Source organism: Streptomyces misionensis, from assembly GCF_900104815.1.
Lineage (GTDB): Bacteria > Actinomycetota > Actinomycetes > Streptomycetales > Streptomycetaceae > Streptomyces > Streptomyces misionensis.
Window position 1 is genome coordinate 5,060,052 of the sequence record NZ_FNTD01000004.1, and the last position, 21,435, is coordinate 5,081,486.

General features: G+C 72.7%; 25 protein-coding genes. 15 read left to right on the top strand and 10 right to left on the bottom strand.

Translation table 11 applies throughout. The features are described from left to right. Positions 1-391 precede the first annotated feature (391 nt). Together BLW85_RS24785 and BLW85_RS24790 are read right to left on the bottom strand one after the other, a co-directional pair. Complete coding sequence (locus tag BLW85_RS24785; protein WP_074993144.1) at positions 392-784, bottom strand: PIN domain-containing protein; 393 nt, start codon at positions 782-784, stop codon at positions 392-394. Then, positions 781-1,047, bottom strand: a complete 267-nt coding sequence (locus BLW85_RS24790; protein WP_074993145.1) for a hypothetical protein — start codon at positions 1,045-1,047, stop codon at positions 781-783. Before BLW85_RS24790 ends, BLW85_RS24785 begins: the two co-directional genes overlap by 4 nt. 644 nt (positions 1,048-1,691) lie before the next feature. On the opposite strand from BLW85_RS24790, the gene BLW85_RS24795 reads away from it, so the two are divergent. Beyond that, positions 1,692-2,045, top strand: a complete 354-nt coding sequence (locus BLW85_RS24795) for a hypothetical protein (protein WP_074993146.1) — start codon at positions 1,692-1,694, stop codon at positions 2,043-2,045. Positions 2,046-2,077: 32 nt separating this feature from the next. On the opposite strand, the gene BLW85_RS39490 is transcribed toward BLW85_RS24795, so the two are convergent. The 6 genes from BLW85_RS39490 to BLW85_RS24825 all read right to left on the bottom strand — a co-directional run bounded on the left by BLW85_RS39490 (position 2,078) and on the right by BLW85_RS24825 (position 7,198). After that, positions 2,078-2,707, bottom strand: coding sequence for a DUF6000 family protein (locus BLW85_RS39490; protein WP_079172413.1), 630 nt, complete (start codon positions 2,705-2,707; stop codon positions 2,078-2,080). A 3-nt stretch (positions 2,708-2,710) separates the two neighbouring features. Beyond that, on the bottom strand, positions 2,711-3,442 hold the full coding sequence (locus tag BLW85_RS24805) for a HEAT repeat domain-containing protein (RefSeq protein WP_074993147.1): 732 nt from the start codon (positions 3,440-3,442) through the stop codon (positions 2,711-2,713). Positions 3,443-3,783: 341 nt separating this feature from the next. Next, positions 3,784-4,257, bottom strand: a complete 474-nt coding sequence (locus BLW85_RS24810) for a DUF7919 family protein (protein ID WP_074996198.1) — start codon at positions 4,255-4,257, stop codon at positions 3,784-3,786. A gap of 66 nt (positions 4,258-4,323) precedes the next feature. Then, complete coding sequence (locus BLW85_RS24815) at positions 4,324-4,902, bottom strand: GerMN domain-containing protein (protein ID WP_074993148.1); 579 nt, start codon at positions 4,900-4,902, stop codon at positions 4,324-4,326. Next, the gene (locus BLW85_RS24820) at positions 4,899-6,500 is read right to left on the bottom strand and encodes a sensor histidine kinase (protein ID WP_425275347.1); all 1,602 of its coding nucleotides are present in this window, start codon (positions 6,498-6,500) and stop codon (positions 4,899-4,901) included. The genes BLW85_RS24815 and BLW85_RS24820 overlap by 4 nt, the downstream gene beginning before the upstream one ends. 8 nt (positions 6,501-6,508) lie before the next feature. Next, positions 6,509-7,198, bottom strand: coding sequence for a response regulator transcription factor (locus tag BLW85_RS24825; RefSeq protein WP_074993149.1), 690 nt, complete (start codon positions 7,196-7,198; stop codon positions 6,509-6,511). 207 nt (positions 7,199-7,405) lie between these two features. On the opposite strand from BLW85_RS24825, the gene BLW85_RS24830 reads away from it, so the two are divergent. Further along, a complete protein-coding gene (locus BLW85_RS24830; RefSeq protein ID WP_074993150.1) occupies positions 7,406-8,290 on the top strand; it encodes a DUF3152 domain-containing protein in 885 nt (294 codons plus the stop codon). A gap of 31 nt (positions 8,291-8,321) precedes the next feature. Here the strand turns inward: BLW85_RS24830 and rfbD are convergent, their stop codons facing one another. Further along, a complete protein-coding gene (gene rfbD / locus BLW85_RS24835) occupies positions 8,322-9,281 on the bottom strand; it encodes a dTDP-4-dehydrorhamnose reductase (protein ID WP_074993151.1) in 960 nt (319 codons plus the stop codon). Beyond that, positions 9,278-10,267, bottom strand: coding sequence for a dTDP-glucose 4,6-dehydratase (rfbB, locus tag BLW85_RS24840; protein WP_070026979.1), 990 nt, complete (start codon positions 10,265-10,267; stop codon positions 9,278-9,280). Before rfbB ends, rfbD begins: the two co-directional genes overlap by 4 nt. Before the next feature lie 164 nt (positions 10,268-10,431). On the opposite strand from rfbB, the gene rfbA reads away from it, so the two are divergent. From rfbA to mpaP, 13 genes are all read left to right on the top strand, one after another. After that, positions 10,432-11,313, top strand: coding sequence for a glucose-1-phosphate thymidylyltransferase RfbA (gene rfbA / locus BLW85_RS24845; RefSeq protein ID WP_070026978.1), 882 nt, complete (start codon positions 10,432-10,434; stop codon positions 11,311-11,313). Continuing rightward, positions 11,313-11,942, top strand: a complete 630-nt coding sequence (locus tag BLW85_RS24850) for a dTDP-4-dehydrorhamnose 3,5-epimerase family protein (RefSeq protein WP_070026977.1) — start codon at positions 11,313-11,315, stop codon at positions 11,940-11,942. Before rfbA ends, BLW85_RS24850 begins: the two co-directional genes overlap by 1 nt. A 110-nt stretch (positions 11,943-12,052) precedes the next feature. Continuing rightward, positions 12,053-13,033 carry an LLM class flavin-dependent oxidoreductase gene (locus tag BLW85_RS24855; protein WP_070026976.1) on the top strand — a complete coding sequence of 327 codons (981 nt, stop codon included), beginning with the start codon at positions 12,053-12,055 and terminating at the stop codon, positions 13,031-13,033. Beyond that, positions 13,026-14,105 (top strand): daptide biosynthesis RiPP recognition protein, encoded by a 1,080-nt coding sequence (gene mpaB, locus BLW85_RS24860; protein ID WP_070026975.1) that lies wholly within the window; start codon positions 13,026-13,028, stop codon positions 14,103-14,105. The genes BLW85_RS24855 and mpaB overlap by 8 nt, the downstream gene beginning before the upstream one ends. Next, on the top strand, positions 14,102-14,917 hold the full coding sequence (gene mpaM / locus BLW85_RS24865) for a daptide-type RiPP biosynthesis methyltransferase (RefSeq protein ID WP_070026974.1): 816 nt from the start codon (positions 14,102-14,104) through the stop codon (positions 14,915-14,917). Before mpaB ends, mpaM begins: the two co-directional genes overlap by 4 nt. Continuing rightward, a complete protein-coding gene (gene mpaD / locus BLW85_RS24870; RefSeq protein WP_107409174.1) occupies positions 14,914-16,194 on the top strand; it encodes a daptide-type RiPP biosynthesis aminotransferase in 1,281 nt (426 codons plus the stop codon). The genes mpaM and mpaD overlap by 4 nt, the downstream gene beginning before the upstream one ends. Continuing rightward, positions 16,194-17,408 carry a daptide-type RiPP biosynthesis dehydogenase gene (gene mpaC, locus BLW85_RS24875; protein WP_074993153.1) on the top strand — a complete coding sequence of 405 codons (1,215 nt, stop codon included), beginning with the start codon at positions 16,194-16,196 and terminating at the stop codon, positions 17,406-17,408. Before mpaD ends, mpaC begins: the two co-directional genes overlap by 1 nt. Before the next feature lie 87 nt (positions 17,409-17,495). Continuing rightward, entirely contained in the window at positions 17,496-17,693 is a 198-nt protein-coding gene (locus BLW85_RS24880; RefSeq protein ID WP_070026971.1) for a daptide-type RiPP, read from the top strand. Between the two features lie 80 nt (positions 17,694-17,773). After that, positions 17,774-17,950, top strand: coding sequence for a daptide-type RiPP (locus BLW85_RS39495; protein ID WP_167381432.1), 177 nt, complete (start codon positions 17,774-17,776; stop codon positions 17,948-17,950). A gap of 111 nt (positions 17,951-18,061) precedes the next feature. Then, positions 18,062-18,259 (top strand): hypothetical protein, encoded by a 198-nt coding sequence (locus tag BLW85_RS24885; RefSeq protein WP_070026970.1) that lies wholly within the window; start codon positions 18,062-18,064, stop codon positions 18,257-18,259. A 2-nt stretch (positions 18,260-18,261) separates the two neighbouring features. Continuing rightward, positions 18,262-18,990, top strand: a complete 729-nt coding sequence (locus BLW85_RS24890) for an ABC transporter ATP-binding protein (protein WP_070026969.1) — start codon at positions 18,262-18,264, stop codon at positions 18,988-18,990. Then, positions 18,983-19,726 (top strand): ABC transporter permease, encoded by a 744-nt coding sequence (locus tag BLW85_RS24895; protein WP_070026968.1) that lies wholly within the window; start codon positions 18,983-18,985, stop codon positions 19,724-19,726. Before BLW85_RS24890 ends, BLW85_RS24895 begins: the two co-directional genes overlap by 8 nt. After that, the gene (gene mpaP / locus BLW85_RS24900) at positions 19,723-21,387 is read left to right on the top strand and encodes a daptide biosynthesis intramembrane metalloprotease (protein ID WP_079172414.1); all 1,665 of its coding nucleotides are present in this window, start codon (positions 19,723-19,725) and stop codon (positions 21,385-21,387) included. The genes BLW85_RS24895 and mpaP overlap by 4 nt, the downstream gene beginning before the upstream one ends. Positions 21,388-21,435: the final 48 nt, after the last annotated feature.

Genomic DNA, 21,435 nt, shown 5'->3' on the forward strand with positions numbered 1-21,435 from the left:
CTTCCTTCGCTCATGATTGAGCCACAGGCCGAAATTCATCGTTCACGAACTGATGTTCCCCTGTTTGGTGGCGATCTAGGTGCCTCGGGGTGTCGGGTGGATTCAGTATTTGGATTCCCTCATTCCGCTACAAGCCGCGCCAGATGAATCATTGCGGGGCCTGGCTGTAACGGGCTTTGATCGAGAGGGCGGTGACGATTTCAGCGTCGATGCCAATAGTGGCGGTGCATGTAGGGCGAGCCTTTCACCCTTTCGGGGAGAGTGCAGGTCACGATGGGGAGAACGTCGTGTCGGCGGGCACTAAGAACGCTACGCGAGCAGGTGGCCGCACCTGTCTCCGCCTCGGCGATCTCTGAGCCTGTACGGGCTGGTCGTCGGAGACGATCGGTGCTCAGACGGTGCGGATTACAGTGGCCGGTTTGATGTCCTGGGCGTCGATCAGGCTGCGGATGTCGTCTGGGTCCGAGGTCCAGATGATGGCGCCGAGGCTGGCTGCCATGGTCACGACGGTGGCGTCGACGATGTCGGAGGTGCCGGCCTTGCCGCAGAGGATGCCTGCAGCTTTGGCGGTTTCGATGCCGACGGGTACGACGTGGCACCCGGCGAGGAACTTGCCGAGTCTGACCTGGCGGCGGGAGTCCCGCCATGCCTGGCTGACGACGATGGAGGGGATGTGGATGTCCCGGCCGTCTTCGAGGGCCAGGCTGTGGCGGGCCCACATGCGTCGGTCGTCGTTGTCGATGGCGATGAGCGCCCCGGCGTCGTACAGGTAGGGGATGTTCACGCGGCCGAGACTCCCGGGCCGCTGAGGTATTCGGCGTCGGCGGCGGCAAGGTCCGCGCGGGCGGCGGCGAGCTCTTCCGGGGTGAAGGCGCCGTGTTCTGCCTGCCACTCCTGGATGACAGCCCGGCCGGCCCGCAGGCGCAGCTCGCGTTCGGCTGCTCCGGCAACGAGGCGGGAGAGCGGGATGCCTTCTTCCTCGGCAGCTCCGGCCAGGGCTTCGACCAGAGATTCGTCGAGAGTGATAGTCACCTTCTTGGTAGCCATACATCAACCATAGCGCGGTATGGTCGTCGATGCTGCCCGAAACTTTCCCTGTGATCGCCCGCGGTGTCGGCATGGGTGGACGGTGCGCTACCGGGAGCCAGGCGGCAGGTGCGGGCGGCAGCGGGAGAGGTCGTTTCCTCGTCGGGTGGATTTGGCGGGTGCAGACGCTTTCGCCGACAAGGTCGAGAACGACAGGAATCCCAGCATTCGGCTGTGTAGGCGTACGGGGGCTGGCTGGCCTGCACGGTTCTGGAATGGAACGCCCGTGATGGGATGGTGCTGGGATGATCCCTAGGAAACCAGCGTTTCCACAGGTGGGAGCTTTGCACTACAGGTTCCGCTTCAACGTCTGACACGTCCGGCGAAAGGCCGTCCGACCCGCCGTGGCGCGGGCTGGGCGGCCTTTCGCGGTCCGCGTGGGTGCCGCAGCGTGCCGACTTCGGTCCGCGCGGGGGAGCGGCGACGCCAGGCAGTAACGGTTCGGTGGTCTCCCCTGACAGCCGGCCTACGACACGAGCCGCGGGCTCGCTTCAGCCCGGGGGCCGGTGTGTGAATCGCGTAGCTGTCGAGTGCGCGGTGCCGGTATCGTCCGGTCTCCTGGCCGGCCGGACCGATCGGTGGCCCATGTTCAGAGAACGATACGGATGACCAGCCGGCAAGCGACGACGACCCTGTGGCGCCCCACCGGTCCCAAGGAGCTGGATCTCGTTCGGGAGCTGAACTGGCGTGCCTGGCCGCCCCGGCTGCCGGAGCAGCCGATCTTCTACCCGGTCCTCAACGAGGACTACGCGGTCAGGATCGCGCGGGACTGGAACGTGAAGCACGACGGCGCCGGTTTCGTCACTCGTTTCGAGGTCGAGTCGGAGTACTTGAGGCGGTATCCCGTCCAGCAGGCCGGCGGACAGACGATTTTCGAGCTCTGGGTTCCGGCCGAGAAGCTGGACGACTTCAACGCCCACATCGTCGGCGAGATCCAGGTGATCCACGAGTTCCGCTGAGGTGGGGGGCCGGCGAGCGGGCTGCGTCCCGACTACCTGCGGGCCCAACCGTTGGCGAACTCGCAGAGCAGGTCCGTCCAGCGGCGCTGTTCAGCGGGGGTATAGCTGGGGTAGCCCTGGTGTTCCGCGCCCCTGACCCACTCGTCCCAGAGGCCGTTGGGCTCCGTGAAACGGTCGGCGTGGTGGGTGCCGAGGCGGGCGTCCAGGCGGAGGAGGGCGCCCAGGGCGGCGGGTTGGTCGTAGTGGAGGTCGGTGCGGGGGAGGTAGTGGTCGAGATAAGCGGTGAGGATATCGGCGTCGGCGTGGGTGCCGAAGCGCGCCAGGGCGAAGCAGTAGGCGCTGCCGGCGTAGCAGACCTCGCTGGCCAGGAGCAGGTCGCCGATGCGCGCCCGGAACCGTTCGCGGCGGTCGACGCCGACCAGCCAGGCGGCGGTGAGGCGCGAGCGCCATTCGTACTCGAGGAGGGCTTCCAGTTCCTCGTCGGTGATCGTGGCGGCGTCAGCGAGCAGGTGCCGGGTGAAGCGGTTGGTGTGCCGCCACCGGGGGCTCAGGAAGCGCCCGCTGTTCAGTACGAGGTAGCGCGGGAGGCCCGCGTACATCCTCGTCACGTAGCGCTCGACCACATGGCCGCAGCCGATCTCCTCGGGGTGCCGGGACGGCATCGGTCACCTCTCCGGGTGCAGGTCGGTGCGGTCGATCCAGGTGGGGGCGACGAGGATGTCGTCGCCGACGGGGGCTTCGGAGGCTTCCAGGAGGGACCAGGTGCGGGACTCCTCGACCAGGTGCTCCCAGGGGGCGGTCCAGTCGAGTTCCCAGTTCAGCCCGGGGCCGGAGACGCCGTACGCACGGCCGGCGTCCACCTGCCGGAACTGGGAGTAGAGGATCACCTGGGCGTGGTCGGCCAGGTCGTCGACGATCCCGGCGAAGCGGGCCGAGGGCCAGCCCGGGGTGCCGGCCGCGGTGGTGACTCGCAGGCGCGCGGTCAGCGGCGGGACGACGGGGGTGCGTGCGCCGAGTTCGGTCAGGGCCCAGCGGATGCCGACGGGTTCGCTCCAGTCCGGTGGCGTCGCCCGTTCCAGGCAGGCGCGGTGAGCGCGGAGCAGGGGCTCGACGGCGCCCTCGATCTCCAGGCTCGCCAGGGCCATGGCCGCCCATTCGCGGACGGTCGGGTGATCGCTGTCCAGTAGGCCGATGAGAGCGGGGCCGCAACGGGGATCGCCCACCTCCTCGAAGACCTCGATGGCGGTCAGCCGGCCGAAGGCGCCGAGCGAGGGCAGGCCGTCGATGACGGCGGGTATGGCGTCGGCGCCGATCCGGATCAGCTCCGCGCGGGCGTCGTAGGACTCGTCGGCCTTGCCGTCGAGCTGCCGGACGAGCGCGTCGATGGGGGAGGTCATGACGCGGAGGTCCGGAAGCGGCCTGGACGGATCTCGTGGGAGGGGGGCGGCGCGTCCAGCACGCGGTGCCCGCGGCAGGGACAGGGGCAGGGGTCGTTCACCTGGGCAGTCTCCTTGCAAGTCCGGCCGGTGCGCCAGGGGTTTCGCCGCGACAGCGCCATGGGGTGGGGCGGGTGGTGGCAATGTCACCGCGGATGGTCGGCGGACGGCACGGGGGAGAGGATCCCGCGGGGCGTCCGGGCCGGCGCCGAGGGCCGGATCGACTGGGGCATGGTCGGTGGCCAGCGCGGACCGCTCCTGCCGGGCCCGGCTCCGGCCGCGCCGGTGAGGTTCGCCTGCCCCTACTCCAGCAGGTGTTCGGCGTTCTCCGGGACCCATGGGAAGGGCACGTCGGGCCACCGTGCGGCAGCCCACGCGCCGAGTTCGACGGCGAGGACGGCGTCGACGAAGACCTGAGGCGGCCGGTAGCCGTGAACGGTGATGTAGTGGGTGATCAGGAAGGGGGCGGCGTAGGCGACGCCGGCCTCGCCTGGGATCCGTATCTCCCCGTTCCCTTCCGGGGCGTCCGCCTCGGGACACAGGTCGCACTCGTGGACGCCGAGGCAGACGTTCATCCACTGGACCTGCTGGATGGCCTCCAGCTTCTCCACGCAGCCCGCGGGCACGGGCCCTGTCGGGTACGGCTTGCCCGCTTGCAGCCACCCGACGTTCAGACGGATGTACTCGGGGCGGTACCAGAGTTCGCGGAACGACTCCCTGTCCCCGAACGTGTCCACGTCCTGGTAGGTGTACTCGCTGAGATCTTCGTAGAACACCCGCACATCATCGCCGCCGCACGCCGCGCTGACGCCCACGCGGTTCCACGACCCGTCGGACACGGCCTAGCGCACGGCCTGATCGGGGCACGAGGCGGTGGAGCGGGTCGTCGTCCAGCCGGTTCCGTGGACGAGGACGGTCGGGGGAGTCGTGGGGGCGGCGGTGGCCGCGAAGGAGGCGGCGTCGGAGGGGGCCGTGGGCTGGGGCGCGGGTGGCCGGGGTACGCCGGCCACCGTGCAGACCAGCTGCGTCAGGGCGGTGCGGCCGAGGGGAGGGACACCGCCGGGCAGCCGGACGGAGAGGGTGTCGTCGTTGACGGTCGTCACCTTTGGTGCGGCCGGCAGCCGGGGCAGTTCCGTGGTGGCCGTCGGGGTCTCGCTCGTGGACGGCCCGTCGAACAGCACGCGCACGGCGCCCGCGTAGTCCCCGGGGCCGTCGATCTCGCGCGGGTACGGCCTCGGTTCGCCGTCGTGCAGGAAGTAGACCGGGGTCATGGTGGGCGGCGGGGACTGGTGGTCGGGGGCGGCCATGCCGCTCGCCGGTTCGCCGGCCTCGATGACGCCGGACCTGGGCACCCCGCAGGACGCCGTCAGGAGCGCCGCGGCGAGTCCGGCCAGCAGTGCGGGTGTGCGTGAGCCCTTCACCGGGAACTCCCGCCGGTGTCGTCGCCGTCGGCCGAGTCGCGCCGCAGCGGGAGTTCGACCGTGAACTGCGCGCCGCCGCCGGGCAGGTTCGCCGCGCTGACGCGGCCCTGGTGCACCCGCACGTTCTCCGCGGTGATGGCCAGTCCCAGTCCGCTGTTCCGGCTCCTGGTCCGTGAGGTGCTCGCCTTGTAGAAGCGTTCGAAGACGTGCGGCATCGCCTCCTCGGCGATCCCCGGCCCGTTGTCGCTCACCCTGATGACGGCCCACGCCCCGTCCGCTCGCTCCTCCCGCTCCATGGTCAGCCGCACCGGCGGCGCGCCGTGCCGCAGCGCGTTGCCGACCAGATTGGCCAGCACCACGTCGAGCCGCCGCGGATCCACGCGCGTGCGCAGCACGCCCGGTCCGGGCACCCGCGTCTCCACCCGGTCCTGCCAGCCGCGTGCGGCGAGGGTGTTCGCCAGGGACTCGGCCAGGTCCAGCTCGTCCAGGTTGAGTTCGATCGCGCCCGCGTCGAAGCGGGAGATCTCCATCAGGTCCTCCACCAGTGTGCTCAGCCGGCTGGTCCCCTCGCGCACGAGCCGCAGCGCGTGGCCCGACTCCTGGTCCAGGTGGAGCGCGGTCTCGTCCAGCACATCGGTGACCGCCGACATGGCGGCCAGCGGTGTGCGCAGTTCGTGCGAGACGTCGGCGACGAAGCGGCGCGCCTGGGCCTCCAGACGGCGCAGCTCCGCCACCGACTGCTCCAGCGCGGCCGCGGTGTCGTTGAACGACTGCGAGAGATCGGCCAGTTCGTCGGAGCCGCTGACGGCCAGCCGGACATCGAGGTGCCCTTCCGCCATCCGGCGCGTCGCACCGCGCAGCGCCCGCACGGGACGCAGCACGCCGCTCGCGGCCAGCAGCGCCAGGGCGACGGCGAGGCACAGGGCCACCAGGGTGGCGCGCTCGATGTTGCCGACCATCACCTTGTCGTACGCCTCTTCGGTGTTCTGCGGCACCACCAGGAACATCGCCATTCCCGACAGCCCGGGCTCCGTGCCCGCGCCGGTGGCGTACGTGACCGGCATCCCGACGACGAGGTAGGAGTGCCCGCCGGCGTTCACCCGCTGGAACACCGCGGCGCGTCTGGTCCGCACGGACCGCAGCAGTTCCGGGCTCAGCTTGCCGAAGTCGGCGCTCGGCGCCCAGGCGCGGCGGTCGCCGTACGTCGCCATGACCCGCCAGCCCTGTTCCGGGTTGGCGTGCAGCACCTGGTCCACCGCCCGCTGGAGCTCCGTGGCGTCCGGCTCCGGGGGCGTGTAGACGGCCACGGCGTTGACACTGGTCCGGAACTGCTTGATCACGGCGTCCTGGCTCTGCTGGAGCACCCCCGTGCGCGCTCCCCGGAAGGCCAGTGCCCCGGTGCTCAGCGCGCTGACCGTGGCCACCAGGACGAAGGCCGCGATCAGCCGGGGACGCAGACCGCGCAGCGGAAGCGGGACGCGTGCCAGGGCAGCCCGGAGGAACGGCACCCGTCCGGAACCGGGGCCGGCGGTTTCGCCTTCGCGCCCGGTCCCGGCTCCGGCCGAGGCGGTCTCGCGGTCGGGCTTTCGCAGGTGCACGGGCCCGCTCACGAGGCGCCGAAGCGGTAGCCGAAGCCGCGCACCGTCTGGATGTACCGGGGCCGGCCGGCGGGCTCACCGAGCTTGCCGCGCAACCGCTTCACACAGGCGTCCACGAGCCGTATGTCGCCGTAGTAGCTGTGCTCCCAGACCATCTCCAGCAGTTGCTGGCGGCTGAACACCTGGCCGGGCGAGGCCGACAGGGTCAGCAGCAGCCGCAGTTCAGAGGGGGCGAGCGCCACGCGTTCGCCGCGGTGGGTCACCACGAGCCCGGCCCGGTCGATGACCAGCTCGCCGTGCGACTGCGGCCTGGGCCGGACGGTGCTGGGGACGGACGCGTCCTGCCTGCGCAGCACGGCCCGTATGCGGGCGTCGAGCACCCGGGCCCGGACGGGCTTGACCACGTAGTCGTCCGCGCCGGCCTCCAGCCCCACGACCACGTCGACGTCGTCCCCCTTGGCGGTCACGATGATGATCGGCACCTGGTCGCGGTCCCGGATGCGCCGGCACACGTCGAGGCCGGACATGCCGGGCAGCATGAGGTCCAGCACGACGACGTCGGGACGGAAGGAGCCGAGGTGTTCGCAGCCCTCCTCACCCGTTTCGGCGGCGAGGACCTCATGTCCCTGATGCCGCAGGCCCAGCCGGACGGCCTCGCGCACGTCCGGGTCGTCCTCGACAAGCAGAACTCGTGGCACCTCGGGAGTGTAGGCAGATCGCGGACGGCGACCGTCCGGGGGAAGGGCCCCGGGGCGGGAGCTGTTACCAAATGATCACACCGGGCCGAGGGGGAGCCGGCCGGTGGTCCGGCCCGCGGCGGCACGAGCCGCCGGGACACCACTCGTTACCGTTCCGTGATGATTCGCGCTCATGGTGATCATCTGCGATGGCCAGCTTGAGCTGCCATGCACTCTTCTCACCGGGCCGAACGCCGCCGGTCCTCGCGTCGTCGGCGGCGTCCACGGCGGCGGGGCAGGGGCTGGCTGGTCGTCCTGCCGACGGTCGCCGGACTGCTGGTCACCGCCGCCGTCCTCCTGGACGGCCGCAGCGACGCGTCGAGCGGCGCGCCGCAGCCGCGGAGCGCGGTGAGCGCCTCCCCCACGTCCACGACCACGTCCGCGACCACGTCGAAGTCGAAGTCGAAGTCGCATTCGAAGTCGAAGTCCACGGCCGCTCCGCCGCCCACCCCCGCGCAGTCCGCCACCGGCTCCGGGGTCCCGGCGAAGGGTACCGGCGCGTTCGTCACCGCGCGGGCCGGCGGCGCCAAGGTCGGGCAGGGGTCGCGTCCGCTCCGCTACGTCGTGAAGATCGAGACCGGACTCGGCATCTCACCGGCCCAGGCGGCCGACGAGATCGCGGACATACTCGCCGCCCCCCGGGGCTGGACCCGCAACCCGGCCTTCGCGTTCCAGTTGGTGAGCGCGGGACAGCCGCACGACCTCACGGTGAGCATCGCGACGCCGGGGACGGCGGACGCCCTGTGCTGGGCGGGCATCCACCAGGACACCGGCGGCGAGTACAACTGCGAGGTCCCCGGCGGGGTCGTGGTGAACCTCAAGCGCTGGGTCGAGGGCTCGCCCACGTTCGACGGCCCGATCCACGACTACCGGGCACTGATCATCAACCACGAGATGGGGCACTTCCTCGGCTACACGCACACCACCTGCCCGGGGCCCGGTCGCCTGGCGCCCGTGATGATGCAGCAGATCAAGGGCCTGCACGGATGCGTCGCCAACGCCTGGCCGTACGACCGCGGCGGTGCCTTCGTCTCCGGGCCGACGGTGCGGTAGCCGTCGCCGCGCGCCGGCCTCCCGCCCGGTCCTAACCGTCCCCGTGTGCCGCCCGCGGCGAGCCGGTGCCGGGGTCCTTCGGGGACTCCCCTTCCCACGGGTGCGGTCGGTTGCGCAGGGCCCGCGCGAGGGACTCCTGCCACGGAGGCGGCGCGGCGATGCCGCACGCGCTCCAGCGGTGGTGGGCGAGGACGCTGTACGCCGGGCGCGGGGCCGGGCGGGGGAAGGCGGCGGAGGTGGTGGGGTGGATCAGACCGGGGTCGCGGCGGGCGAGGGCGAGGATCTCGCGGGCCAGCCCGAACCAGGTGGTGCGGCCGGACGCGGTGCCGTGGTAGGTGCCGGGCGGGGCGTCGCCGGCCAGGGCCGCGCGGCCGAGGCGGGCCAGCAGGACGGCCAGGTCGCGGGACCAGGTCGGCTGGCCGTGCTGGTCCGTGACGATGGACATGGGCGCTCCGGCCGCGGTCCGCGACAGCACCGTCTTCACGAAGTCGCGGCCGTGTTCGCCGTACAGCCAGGCGGTGCGCACGACATAGCCCGTGTCCGGGAGCGTCGAGGTCACCGCCTGTTCGCCGGCCAGTTTGCTGCGGCCGTACGCGTTGACCGGCGCGGTGGGCGCGTCCTCCGGGTAGGGCGTGACGGCGTCGCCGGCGAAGACGTAGTCGGTCGAGACGTGCAGCAGGCGGGCGTTCGAGGCGGCGCAGGCCTCGGACAGGTGCCGTACCGCCGTGCCGTTGACCTCGGTGGCGGCGTCCTCGGCGCGTTCGGCCGCGTCCACGTCGGTCCACGCCGCCGTGTTGACCACGACGTCGTGGCCGGGGACGACGGCGCGCACGGCGGCCCGGTCGGTGATGTCGAGGTCCGCCCGGCGCAGGGCGGTCACCTCGGCGCGCGGGTCGGCCCCGAGGACGGCCGTCAGGTCCCGGCCCAGCTTGCCGCCCGCGCCCGTGACGAGCCATCTGACCGGCCGGCCGGTGCCGTGGATCCCGGTCAACGCGCCTCCGGCCCCGCGGACTTCAGCGGCTCCCACCAGTCGCGGTGCTCGCGGTACCAGGCCACGGTGTCCGCCAGCCCGTCCTCGAACTCCACCTCGGCCGTGTAGCCGAGTTCGGCCTCGGCCTTGCCGCAGTCGAGGGCGTAGCGCAGGTCGTGCCCCTTGCGGTCGGGCACCCGCCGCACCATCTCCCACCCGGAGCCGGTCGCCGCCAGCAGCAGGCCGGTCAGCTCGCTGTTGGTCAGTTCCCGGCCGCCGCCCAGGTGGTAGACCTGCCCGGCGCGTCCCTTGCGCAGCGCCAGGTCGATGCCCCGGCAGTGGTCGACGACGTGCAGCCACTCGCGGACGTTGCGGCCGGCGCCGTACAGCGGCACGTGCCGGCCGTCGAGCAGGTTGGTCACGAAGAGCGGGATCAGCTTCTCCGGGAACTGGTACGGGCCGTAGTTGTTGGAGCAGCGGGTGACCACCACGTCCAGGCCGTGGGTGCGGTGGGCGGCGAGGACCAGCAGATCGGAGCCCGCCTTCGAGGCGGCGTACGGCGAGTTGGGCGCGAGCGGGCTCTCCTCGGTCCACGCGCCGGAGTCGATCGAGCCGTAGACCTCGTCGGTGGAGACATGGACGAAGCGGCCGGTGCCGTGGCGGTGGGCCGCGTCCAGCAGCGTCTGGGTGCCGAGCACATTGGTCACGGCGAACGGACGCGCCCCCGCGATGGACCGGTCGACGTGCGACTCGGCCGCGAAGTGCACCACGGCGTCATGGCCGGGCAGGACCTGATCGACCAGGTCCGCGTCGCAGATGTCGCCGCGGACGAAGGTGAACCCCGGGTGCCCGGCGACCGGGGCGAGGTTCGCCATGACCCCGGCGTAGGTCAGGTCGTCCAGGACGGTGATCCGCAGGCCGCGGTGTACGGGATCCGGTGACGAGAGCAGCGATCTGACGAATTCCGAGCCGATGAAACCGGCGCCGCCGGTCACGAGGAGCCGCATGGATTCGAACTGTAGCTTGACGCGAGCGTGTGTGTCACCGAGATGATCACGGGACAGCGACCGTGGGTCACCCTGCGTCTCCGGCGAGGGTGACGGGATCGTACGCAAGTACGAAAGGAGGTCAGGAAGTTCGGGGGCCGTGCGGCGCCCGGCTTCCGGCGACCATGCGCGGACTACTTCTCGCCGGCGGCACCGGGTCCCGGTTGTGGCCGGTCACCAGGGCCGTGTCGAAGCAGCTCATGCCGGTGTTCGACAAGCCGATGATCTACTACCCGCTCACCACCCTGGTGCTGGCCGGCATCCGGGAGATCCTCGTCCTGACCGGCCCCGAGGACCAGCGGCAGTTCCGGCGGCTGCTGGGCGACGGCTCGCAGTTCGGGCTGCGGCTGGAGTACCGGGTGCAGGAGCGGCCCGAGGGCATCGCCCAGGCGTTCGTGCTCGGCGCCGACTTCATCGCCGACCAGCCGGTGGCGCTCGCCCTCGGCGACAACATCTTCCACGGCGCGGGACTGGACACCCGCCTGCGGCGGTACACCGATCCGGTCGGCGGGCGCATCTTCGCCTACCCGGTGGCCGACCCGTCGGCCTACGGCGTCGTGGAGTTCGACGAGCAGGGCCGCGCCGTCTCCATCGAGGAGAAGCCGGCCCGGCCGCGCTCCCGGTACGCCGTCCCCGGCCTGTACTTCTTCGACAACCGGGTGGTGGGGATAGCCCGCGGCCTCACCCCCAGCGCCCGCGGCGAGCTGGAGATCACCGACGTCCACCGGGCCTATCTGGAGCGGGGCGAGCTGAACGTGACCGTCCTGGACCGCGGCACCGCGTGGCTGGACACCGGCACGTTCGACTCCCTGGTGGGGGCCTCGGAGTACGTGCGGGTGATCGAGGAACGCCAGGGCATGAAGGTCGGCTGCGTGGAGGAGGCCGTCTGGCGCAGCGGACTGATCGACGACGCGCAACTGAGGGAACTGAGCCGCCCGTTGATGGCCAGCGGGTACGGCCGCTACCTCCTCGGGCTGCTCGACGAGGAGCGGGACGGGGTGGCGTGATGGAGATCCGTGAGCTGGGCATCGCCGGGGCGTGGGAGATCCTGCCGCGGACCTGGACCGATCCCCGGGGCGTCTTCCTGGAGTGGTACCGGTTCGACCGGCTCGCCGAGGCCGTGGGCCGCCCGCTGGACCTCGCCCAGGGCAACATCTCCGTCTCCGCGCGCGGCGTGGTGCGCGGAGTGCACTTCGCGGACGTGCCGCCGGGCCAGGCCAAGTACGTCACCTGCGTCCGGGGCGCGGCACTCGACGTGGTGGTGGACCTGCGCGTCGGCTCGCCGACGTACGGGCGCTGGGAGGCCGTCCGGCTGGACGACGTACGGCACCGGGCCGTCTACCTGGAGGAGGGCCTCGGCCACGCGGTCTGCGCGCTCACCGACGACATGACGCTGAACTACCTCTGCTCCGCGACGTACAACCCCGCGGCGGAGCACGCCGTCCACCCGCTCGACCCCGAACTGGGCATCGACTGGCCGGTGGACGATCCCGTGCTGTCCGAGCGCGACGCCGCGGCCCCCTCGCTCGCCGAGGCCCGCGCCGCCGGGTTCCTCCCCGACCACGCCGCCTGCCGGCGCGCGGCGCGGCGCGGTTCCCGCCCGGCCGCACCGGGGCGAAAAGACAGATCGTTGTGATGTGCAGCTTCGTGCAAGACCACCTTGCACGAAGCTGCAAGCACGACGTCTCCATAAAAGCTCCCCGATGTGAAAGTGTCTGAGCACACCGTGAAGGGGGGCGAGAGCAAGTGGATTACTCCGTACTGGTTCCTTTCCTGCAGCGACGGCCCGAGCAGGTACTGCCTTATGCGGCCCTGGTCGAATGGACGGGAGCGCGGCGGCTCTGGCAGGGACAGAGCATGCTGATGGAGCCTTTCCAGACCCTCTCCGCCGTCGCGGGCGCCGGATTCCGGGTGCCGACCGGCCTCGGGGTCACGCTGATGCCGCTGCGCCACCCCTTCGAGGCGGCCCACCTCGTCAAGACCCTGGCCATGGCGACCGGCGAGAGCGTCGTCGCCGGGTTCGGGCCGGGCGCCAAGACCTTCCAGCAGAGCTTGCTCGGCGCGCCGTACCGCAGCCAGCTCACCGCGGTGCGGGAGTACCTGACCATCGTGCGGGGGCTGCTCGACGGCGACGTGGTCGACGTGCGGGGCGAGTACTACTCGTGCCACGCCCAGATGGGGCCGGTCATGGCCCCGCCGGTGGAGCTGGGGCTCGGGGTGCTGCGGCCCGGCATGGCGCGGCTGGCCGGCGAGGTGGCCGACGTGGCCGTCACCTGGCTGACCCCCGCCGCCTACCTGGACGAGGTCGTGCGCCCCGCGCTGCGCGAGGGTGCCGAGAAGGCCGGGCGGACCGTGCCGCGGGTGACCGCGATGGTGCCCGTCGCGCTGGAGCGGCCGGGCCGGGACGTGGCCGAGTTCGTCCTCGCGAGTAATTCGGGACATATGCAGGCCCCGCATTACATCGACATGCTGGGGCGGGCCGGAATCGATTTCTCCAATCTCGATCCGAAATCCGCGGGACGGCTCATGGCGGACGCCGGCGCATTTGTCTTCGGCGACGAGGAACAGGTCGCCAAACAGCTTGACGAATTCAGAATGGCCGGCGTTCAGGAAGTCGTGCTCAATCTGACGGGTGTGTGCAATCTCTATGGCCCGAAAGCCGCCATGGAGGATCTGAAGAAGATCCTCGCGGCGGTCGGCGCCGAGCGGAGGAACTCCGGTGAATGAGGCTCTGATCAGTCGTACGGGCAGGCACCTGCGGTCCTGGGCGACGGGCCGGCCGCTCGCCGGCGGCACGGCCGGGGGCGGGAGCGCGACCGTCGTGCTGGAGGACGCCGACCGGCTGCCCGCCGTGCTCGCCTCGGACGTGGTGGGCCCCCGCACGCTCGTGCTCGTCCCGGGCGACCAGGACGGGGAGGAACACGCGCCGTCGGGCGCCACCGTAGTGGGCTTCGAGGGCTCGCTCAGCGAGCCGGGCGGCGACGCGTCGATCGGCGGCGCCATCTTCCTCCAGGTGCAGGACTACGGCACGAGCCCCTACATGTCGCTGCTCGGGACCACCCTGGTCCGGGTGGCCGGCGAACCCGACTTCGAGGCGTTCCTGGCCGACGCCGACCGGGCCCGTGAGACGGGCGAGTTCGAGGCGTTCGCGGTCAGCCCGGCCGTGCAGATCGCCGACCTCGGCGCCCTGGGCGAGGCCGCGCCGGACGACGGCCCCGGCACCCGGCTCTGGATCGCGGCCGACGGCGCCGTGTCCGTCTCCCCGCAGGGCACCCGGCTGGGCACGGCGGGCGACAGCGCCGCCGACCTGTCCGCCGCCTGGAGCGCGGCTACGGCCGCCGCTCCCGCCGTGGCCCTCGGCCGCGCCGTGCCCGAGGCGGTCCGCGGGCCCGCCGTGGCCGAACGCCCCTGGCTGGGCCGGTACCTCGCCGCCCTGGACATGCTGCGCGACCTCCAGGTACACGGCGTCTCCGACGTGCGGATCTCCGGCTTCGGCGGACGCCTCGCGGCCGAACTGGCCGACGTGACCGGCGCCCACGACGCCCAGGACCCCGCCGTGCCCTTCCTGGCCTGGACCCCGCAGGCGGCGTACGTCCGGGTGCCCGGGCACGACCGCACCTTCCGGCTCGGCGGCCGGGCCGCGCGGACGGCGGAGCGGCTGCTCGTGCACGGCGACCCGGCGACGGCCGCCGACGGGGCGGACGGGGCCGCGGTGCGCCAGGTCCTCGACTTCTTCGCCGAGCGCGGCGCGCCCCTGCTGCCCGCCACGGCCGACGCCCCGGCGGAGGTGGGCGTATGACCACCGCGACGCCGCTGTCACCGCCCGGCCTGGCCGGGCGGGTGCTGGCCGGATACGGGGACCGGGTGGTCCTGCACGATCTGTACGACGAGGCCGGCGTGCCCGTCTACCACGACCTGGCCGCGACCGACACCAGCGAGATCAGGGAACTGCTGCGGGTGGCCCGCGGCGGCACCGGACCGGTCCTCGAACTCGCGGCGGGCTCGGGCCGGTTGACGCTGCCGCTGCTCGCGCTCGGCCGCGAGGTCACCGCGCTGGAGCTCAAGGAAGGCATGCTGGACCTGCTGCGGGAGCGGCTCGCGACGCTCCCGGCCGGGGCGCGGGCACGCTGCGCGCCGGTGCGGGGGGACATGTCCGCCTTCGACCTGGGGCGCACCTACGGCCTCGTGGTGCTCGGCACCACCTCCGTCTCGCTGCTCGACGACGCCGGCCGGGCCGGACTGCTCGCCTCGGTACGGGCCCATCTGCGGCCCGGCGGCACCTTCCTGCTGTCCACCGTCGACCGCGCCGCGGACGCCGGGGCCGAGGCCGACCTGGACTTCGAGGTGCGGGGCGCGAGCGGCCGTCACTACCGGATGATCGAGCACTGGCCGCCCGGCGCCCCGGCGCGCGGCGTCACGATCCTGCCGCCCGAACACGAGGCCGCCGCGGCCGACCGGATCGAGGTGCTGACCACCTCCATCCGGGTGCTCGCCGCCCAGCGGCTGGAGCGGGAACTCGCGGCCGCCGGGCTGCCCGTCGTCGCCCGGCACACGCTGCCCGCCAGCGGCCCCCGGCACGTCGACGTCCTGATCGAGGCGGAGGCGGCATGATGACCGAACTGTGGCCGTCGCTGCTGGACACCGCGCTGCACGGCGACGACGAACTGTGCGCCGTCTCCGCGCGGGGCGTGCGGGTGCGCTTCCTCGACGGACGTGAACTCCTCTGCGGCACCAGCGGCTTGTGGAACGCCAACCTCGGGTACGGCAACGAGGCGATCGCCGACGCCTGTGCGCGGGCGCTGCGGGAGGCCTCGTACCTCTCGGTGTTCCGCTACGAGAACCTGCCGGCCCGGCAGGCCGCGCGGGCACTCGTCGAGGCGGCCGGCGCGGACCACTGGGGGCGGGTGCTGTTCTCCACCTCCGGCGGCGCGGCCAACGACGTGGTGATGAAGCTGGCCCGGCACCACCACGCGCTGCGCGGCGAGGGCTCCCGCAAACTGGTGGTGGGACTGCGGGACAGCTACCACGGTCTGACCTTCGGCGGCTTCGCCCTCACCGGCGAGAACCTCGGCCAGCCGGTCTACGGGGTGGACCAGCGGCTGGTCCGGCACGTGACCCCCAACGAGCCCGACGAGATACGGGCGCTGGCCGAACGGCAGGGCCGGCAGATCGCCGCCGTCGTCGTGGAACCGGTCCTCGGCACCGGCGCGGTGCCGCTGACCCCCGAGTACGTGCGGACCCTGCTGGAACTGCGCGAGCGGTACGGCTTCCTGCTGGTCGCCGACGAGGTGGCCACCGGCTTCGGCCGGGTCGGCAGCCTCTTCGCCTCCCAGCAGTGGCCCGCGCCCCCGGACCTGCTCATCACCTCCAAGGGCCTGACCAACGGCACCTGCGCGGCGGCGGCGGTCCTGGTGTCCCGCGCGGTGGCGGACGCCTTCCACGCCTCCGGGGACGTCTTCGTGCACGGGGAGACCCAGGCCGGGACACCGGTGACCTGCGCGGCGGTGCTGGCGACGCTCGCCGAGATGCGCCGGCTGGACGCCGTAGCCGCGGCCCGCCGGCTGTCCGCGCGGCTCGACGCGGCGCTCGGCGAACTGGTCGCCACCCACCCCCGGGTGAGCGGCACCACCGGGGCGGGCTGCTTCCGCTCGATCCGGCTGTGCCTGGCGGACGGCTCACCGCTGCCGCAGGACCAGGTCACCGACGTGGTCGCCGCGATCCGGCGGGCCGGTGCCATCGTGCACCCCAGCGTGTCCGGCGTGCAGATCCTGCCGGCGCTCACCTACACCGACGCCGAGCTGGACGAACTGCTCGACCGGGTGCGGGCCGGGGTGGACGCGCACGCCGGGACGGCCTCCACCACGGCGGCCGGTACGGAGGCGGTGTGATGGAACCGGTCTGGAGCCTGAGCAGGCATCCGCTGACCCGGGTGGCGTACGGCCTCGACGGCCTCTCGCAGTGGCTGACCCGGCACGCGGGCCGGCGGCTGACGATCCTCGTCGACGCGGCCGTGGCGGACGGCGAGGCCGAGGCCCGGGTGCGCGAGCGCGCCGCCTGGGCGGACCGGGACACCGAGCGGATCGTCCTGTCGGGCCCCGGTGACCTGGCGAGCGTCACCCGGCTCGCGGCGGACCTCGCGGACCGCGAGTTCGTGGTCGCCATCGGCGGCGGGTCCCTGCTGGACCAGGCCAAACTCGCCGTGCTGCTGGGCTCGGACCCGGCCGTGGGCGACCGCCTGACGGTGCGTCAGCGCAGTGGACTGGTGCTGCTGTCGGCCGACTCGGCGCCCCGTGTGCCGCTGGTCGCCGTGCCGACGACGGTGGGCACCGGCAGCGAACTGAGCGGCGCCGTCTGCCTGTCGACGCCCGAGGGCAAGCGGCTGGTGCTGGGCAACGGGCTGCAGCCCGAGGTCGCGGTCTACGACGCCGTGGCGACCCGGACCCTGCCCGGGGACCTGCTCGCCGAGGGCGTCCTGGAGGTGCTGTTCCGGCTGGCCGGGATGTACGCGGGCGACCACCGGGAACTGCCGACCGAGGACGCCTTCGCCGAGACCCTGCTCCGGCGGCTGGTGCGGCTGGGCGACGAGGTGGCGGCGGCCCGCGCCGCGGGCACGGCGCCCGGCGACGCGACGCGGCTGGAGATCGCCAAGCTGAGCGGGCTCAGCCACCAGCCGTGGCTCAACCTCGGCCGGGACCCGTGCGCCTGCAAGGGCTGGTACCTCGCCAACGAGCTGTCCACCGCCCTCGGGGTGCGCAAGATGACGGCCGCCGCCGCCCTGCTGCCCCCGCTGTGGCGGCGGATCACCCGGCCGGACCCCCGCTGGGGCTCGGCGGCCCGGCTGGAGCGGCTGTGGCGGGCGGTGTCGGCCGCACGGACCGCACCGGGTCCCGTGGACGATCCCGCGTCCGGGATCGACGCCCTGCTGGACGACTGGGGCATCCGGCGGTCCCTCGACGCACCGCCCGAGCGCGTCGCCGAGGTGGCCCGCGCCACCGTCCGGGCCTGGGGGCAGGGGCTGCCGACGCTCGGCGCCCTCACCCTCGCCGACGTGCACGAGGTCATGGCGGAAGCGGTCGGCGCGCCCGCCCTGGCCGGCCGCTGAACGCCCGGCCCCGCACCGCACAGACTTCCGTCAGCCCCCGCTGACGGACGCACCACCAGGCATCGCACCGGGAGAGGAGGAAAGAAGATGCAGACCGCCAAGAACCAGGGTCCCTCCGCGCCGCTCGAGCTGGCGCTGCAGGAGCTGGAGCCGCACGAGCTGGAGATGCAGGAGCTGGAGGCGCTCGACGCGCCCTTCGGCTGGACTGACGTGGTGAGCCTCGTCAGCGGGCTGAGCGCAGGAGGGGTCGTCTCGTACGTGTCCCTCGTGACGCTGGCGACCTGAGTCTCCTGAAGCCCGGGTCCCAGGACTCGCGGCTTCTCGAGCCCGACCAACCCGAAGACCCCGGAAGGAGGTGAAGAACGATGCAGGAGAACAAGAACTCCGCCCTCGAACTGTCCATGCAGGAGCTGGACATGGAGGAGCTGGAGGGCATGGAGGCCCCCGACTGGTGGAACAGCTTCCTCGTGAGCTTCGGTGTGTCCGCCGGTGTGAGCGCCACCTACAGCTCGCTCGTCATCACGTCGGTCGTCGCGACCTGACGCGGGCCGGCCCCTGAGAGTGCCCTGCCCCGGATGCAGTCGCGTTGCATCCGGGCCAGGGCCTCCCCGGGAAATATACGTGCCGCCCAGCACTCCAAGGAGAGATGCGCAATGTCCCAGGCCGCTTCCCGCGGCTTTCCGTGGGCCCTCGCGGGCTTCTGGATCGTCGCCGTCATGGCCGCGCCCGGCATCATTTCGGCCCTCACCTCAGGCCGGACGCGAACCACTTCCCTCCTCGTCTGCATCGGCGTGGAGCTGCTGATCATCGCCGGTGTCGGCCTCTTCCTCCGGGCCCGGGGGAGGACCTGAGCATGACGGACGTAGTCGACATCGAGGGTCTGACCAAGCGCTACGGCGAGGTGACAGCGGTCGAGGACGTCTCCTTCCAGGTGAGACCCGGCCGCGTCGTCGGACTGCTGGGCCGCAACGGCGCCGGCAAGACGACGACCCTGCGCATGCTGCTCGGGCTGGCCCGGCCCACCGCCGGTCGGGCCACGGTGTTCGGCCACCCGTACGCGCAGCTCCCGCGCGCCGCCCACCGCGTCGGTGTCGGCATGGACGGCATCGGGCCCTCCAACGCCGCCACCGGCCGGGGCGACCTGAACATCTGGGCCAAGACCCTGGGCCTGGGCCGCTCCCGCGTGGAGGAGGTCCTCGAACGGGTCGGGCTGGCCGACGACGCCCACCGCAAGCTGCGCGGCTTCTCCACCGGGATGCGCCAGCGGCACGCCCTGGCGACGGCGCTGCTGGCCGACCCCGAACTGCTGATCCTGGACGAGCCGGCCAACGGCCTGGACCCGGACGGCATCCGCTGGCTGCGGCAGTTCCTGCGCTCCCTCGCCGACGAGGGCCGCACCGTCCTGCTCTCCAGCCATCTGCTCGCCGAGGTGGAGCAGACCGCCGACGACATCGTGATCCTGCAACGCACCCTGCGCTACAGCGGCACGGTCGCCGACCTCACCCGCAACGGCACGGTGAGCCTGGAGAGCAGCTTCTTCGACCTCGTCGGCCCGGCGGCGAAGGAGCCCAGCCATGCGTAACCTCATCGCCGCCGAATGGCGCAAGATCTGGACCGGGCGCGCCTGGTGGGCCCTCGGCCTGTCCGCGGCGCTGCTGTGCGTGCTGGCCGACGCCGGCTACCTCACCCAGGCGCTGGACCAGCTGCCCAAGGGCACGACCACCGAGGCCGACCTGACCTCCACCCTGGTGCAGGGCTGGTTCATGGTCGAACTGGTCGCCGCCCTCGCCACCATGCTCGCCGTGACCCGCGAGTTCTCCAACGGCGCGATCTGCCGGACGGCGCTGCTCGGCGGCGGCCGCGGCCGGGTGCTCACCGCGAAGCTCGTGGCCGCGGCCGGCACCGGGGCCGTGTACGCGCTGGCCGCGGGCGCCGCGGCGACGGTCAGCCCCTGGCTGTTCCTGGCCGGCCGCGCATGGCACCCGCAGTGGACGACGACCACCACCTGGACGCTGCTCGGCGTGATGCTGGTGATCGTGGTGGGCGCCCTGTGGGGCAGCCTGCTCGGCATCGTCATCCGGCAGCAGGTCGTCGCCATCGTCGTGCTGCTGCTGAGCACCTGGCTGGTCAGCGAGGGCCTGCTGCGACTCGCCCCGAAGATCGGCCGGTTCACCATCGACGAGGCCATGGCCGCGGTGTACCGCAGCGGCAACGACGGCGTGCTGCCCATCCCGTGGGCCCTGGTGGTGCTCGCCGCCTGGATCGTCGTCGCCGGTGTCGCGGGCCGGACCCTGTTCCTGCGCCGGGACCTGCCGTGAAACTGACGCTGAACCGCCCGCGCCCACAGGCTGCCGCGCCGCCGCCGCTGCCGACGTACCCGTGCCTGGCCGAGGACGTGGTGGTGCACGAGCCGGCCGAGGCGGGCGCCCCCTGGATCGTGCAGTTCGACGCCGGCCGCTATCTGCGGGTGGGCGCCGGGATGGCGCGGCTGCTGCGCTCGGCCGACGGCACCCGCACGGCCGACGACATCGCCGCCGTGCTCGGCGCCCCGTGGACGCCCGAGCTGGTGGGGGAGGGGCTGACCCGGGCGCAGCGGATGGAACTGCTGAGCGGCACGGCCCGCAAGCCCGCCGGGCGCCGCAGGTTCGCCTTCGTGCCCCCGCTGACCTTCCAGTTCACCGTGGTGCGCCCGGAGCGGTTCCTGGCCCGGTTCCGGCCGCTGGCCGCCCGGCTGGCACACCGCTCCTGGGCGGTGGCGCTGGTGGCGCTGGTGGTCGTCGGCATCCTCTGCCTGGCCTTCCAACTGCCCGCGCTCGCCCACGCGCTGAGCCACCCCGTGTCGGTGTCCACGCTGGTCACCCTGGTGGTCGTCACCTACGTCGGCACGGTCCTGCACGAGATGGCGCACGGCATCGTGCTCAGCCACTACGGCGGCAAGCCCAGCCGCATGGGCGTCATGCTCTTCTACCTGACCCCGGCGTTCTTCTGCGACGTCACGGACGGCTGGCGGCTGCCGGGCAGCGGGCAGCGGGTGCGGATCGCGCTCGCCGGCATCACCACCCAGGCCGCCATCGGCGGGGTGTCGGGCATCGCCGCGGCCGTCGTCGCGCTGGCCGGGGGCGCTCCCGGGGTCCGCGACACGCTGCTGCTGCTCACGCTGACCACCTTCGTCTCGGGGGTCTTCAACGCGCTGCCGTTCGTGAAGCTGGACGGCTACCTCGCGCTCATGAGCCACCTCGACATCTCCCACCTGCGGGACCGGTCGATGACCGACGCGCGGCGGCTGGTGGCCCGGGTGCTGTTCGGCGGGCGCTACGAGCGGGCCCTGCCCGGCGTGCCCTGGGCACCGCTGTTCGGGCTGGCCTGCATGGTCTTCCCGGTCTACGTCCTCGCCATGGCCTTCACGGTGTGGCAGAGCATGCTGGAGGCCATGGGCCTGGTCGGCGCCACCGTCGTCTCGCTCGGCCTGGCCTACCTCGGGCTGCGCCTGTACTCGGGCGCCATGCGGCTGGGCGCCGAGGCGCGTGCCGCGGGTGCGCGCCGGTGGCGGATCTGGGCCGTCTCGCTGGTCGTGCTCGCCGGCCTGCTCGGCATCGCGCGGGAGGTGACCCTCCCCTACACGGTCTCCGGCGGCTTCGTGCAAAGGGACGGGCGGGTGCTGTTCGTGGCGACGGGCGCCGCCGACCTGGACGCCGTCACCCCGGGCGCGGCGGTGCGGCTGAAGGGCAGCGGCATCGTGCTGCACGAGGACCTGGGCGAGGCCCGGGTGGCCGGCTCCCGGACCGTGCAGGTCGAGGCCCCGTTCTCGGTGTTCGCGCCGGTCGCCGGGCTCGACTCGATGAAGCTGCCCGCCACCGGCGTGCCGCTGCGCGTGCCCCGGCCGCCCGCCGCGGCCACGGGCCTGGCCGAGGTGGACGCCGGCCGGCGCAGCCTCGGCGACTGGCTCTACCTCCGCTACCTGGCACCTTTCTGGCGCTGACCCCGGCCGCCACGGGCACCGCGTGGCCGGCCGGGGCGGCACGCCCGG

Excerpts from the sequence above, each read along its gene's own strand:
- mpaD (WP_107409174.1), top strand. The coding sequence starts at position 14,914 with ATGATGACCGAACTGTGGCCGTCGCTGCTGGACACCGCGCTGCACGGC.
- BLW85_RS39495 (WP_167381432.1), top strand. The coding sequence starts at position 17,774 with ATGCAGGAGAACAAGAACTCCGCCCTCGAACTGTCCATGCAGGAGCTG.
- BLW85_RS24850 (WP_070026977.1), top strand. The coding sequence starts at position 11,313 with ATGGAGATCCGTGAGCTGGGCATCGCCGGGGCGTGGGAGATCCTGCCG.
- BLW85_RS24890 (WP_070026969.1), top strand. The coding sequence starts at position 18,262 with ATGACGGACGTAGTCGACATCGAGGGTCTGACCAAGCGCTACGGCGAG.
- BLW85_RS24805 (WP_074993147.1), bottom strand. The coding sequence starts at position 3,442 with ATGACCTCCCCCATCGACGCGCTCGTCCGGCAGCTCGACGGCAAGGCC.
- mpaM (WP_070026974.1), top strand. The coding sequence starts at position 14,102 with ATGACCACCGCGACGCCGCTGTCACCGCCCGGCCTGGCCGGGCGGGTG.
- BLW85_RS24790 (WP_074993145.1), bottom strand. The coding sequence starts at position 1,047 with ATGGCTACCAAGAAGGTGACTATCACTCTCGACGAATCTCTGGTCGAA.
- mpaC (WP_074993153.1), top strand. The coding sequence starts at position 16,194 with ATGGAACCGGTCTGGAGCCTGAGCAGGCATCCGCTGACCCGGGTGGCG.
- rfbB (WP_070026979.1), bottom strand. The coding sequence starts at position 10,267 with ATGCGGCTCCTCGTGACCGGCGGCGCCGGTTTCATCGGCTCGGAATTC.
- rfbA (WP_070026978.1), top strand. The coding sequence starts at position 10,432 with ATGCGCGGACTACTTCTCGCCGGCGGCACCGGGTCCCGGTTGTGGCCG.
- BLW85_RS39490 (WP_079172413.1), bottom strand. The coding sequence starts at position 2,707 with ATGCCGTCCCGGCACCCCGAGGAGATCGGCTGCGGCCATGTGGTCGAG.
- BLW85_RS24795 (WP_074993146.1), top strand. The coding sequence starts at position 1,692 with ATGACCAGCCGGCAAGCGACGACGACCCTGTGGCGCCCCACCGGTCCC.
- BLW85_RS24880 (WP_070026971.1), top strand. The coding sequence starts at position 17,496 with ATGCAGACCGCCAAGAACCAGGGTCCCTCCGCGCCGCTCGAGCTGGCG.
- BLW85_RS24895 (WP_070026968.1), top strand. The coding sequence starts at position 18,983 with ATGCGTAACCTCATCGCCGCCGAATGGCGCAAGATCTGGACCGGGCGC.
- BLW85_RS24885 (WP_070026970.1), top strand. The coding sequence starts at position 18,062 with ATGTCCCAGGCCGCTTCCCGCGGCTTTCCGTGGGCCCTCGCGGGCTTC.
- BLW85_RS24830 (WP_074993150.1), top strand. The coding sequence starts at position 7,406 with ATGCACTCTTCTCACCGGGCCGAACGCCGCCGGTCCTCGCGTCGTCGG.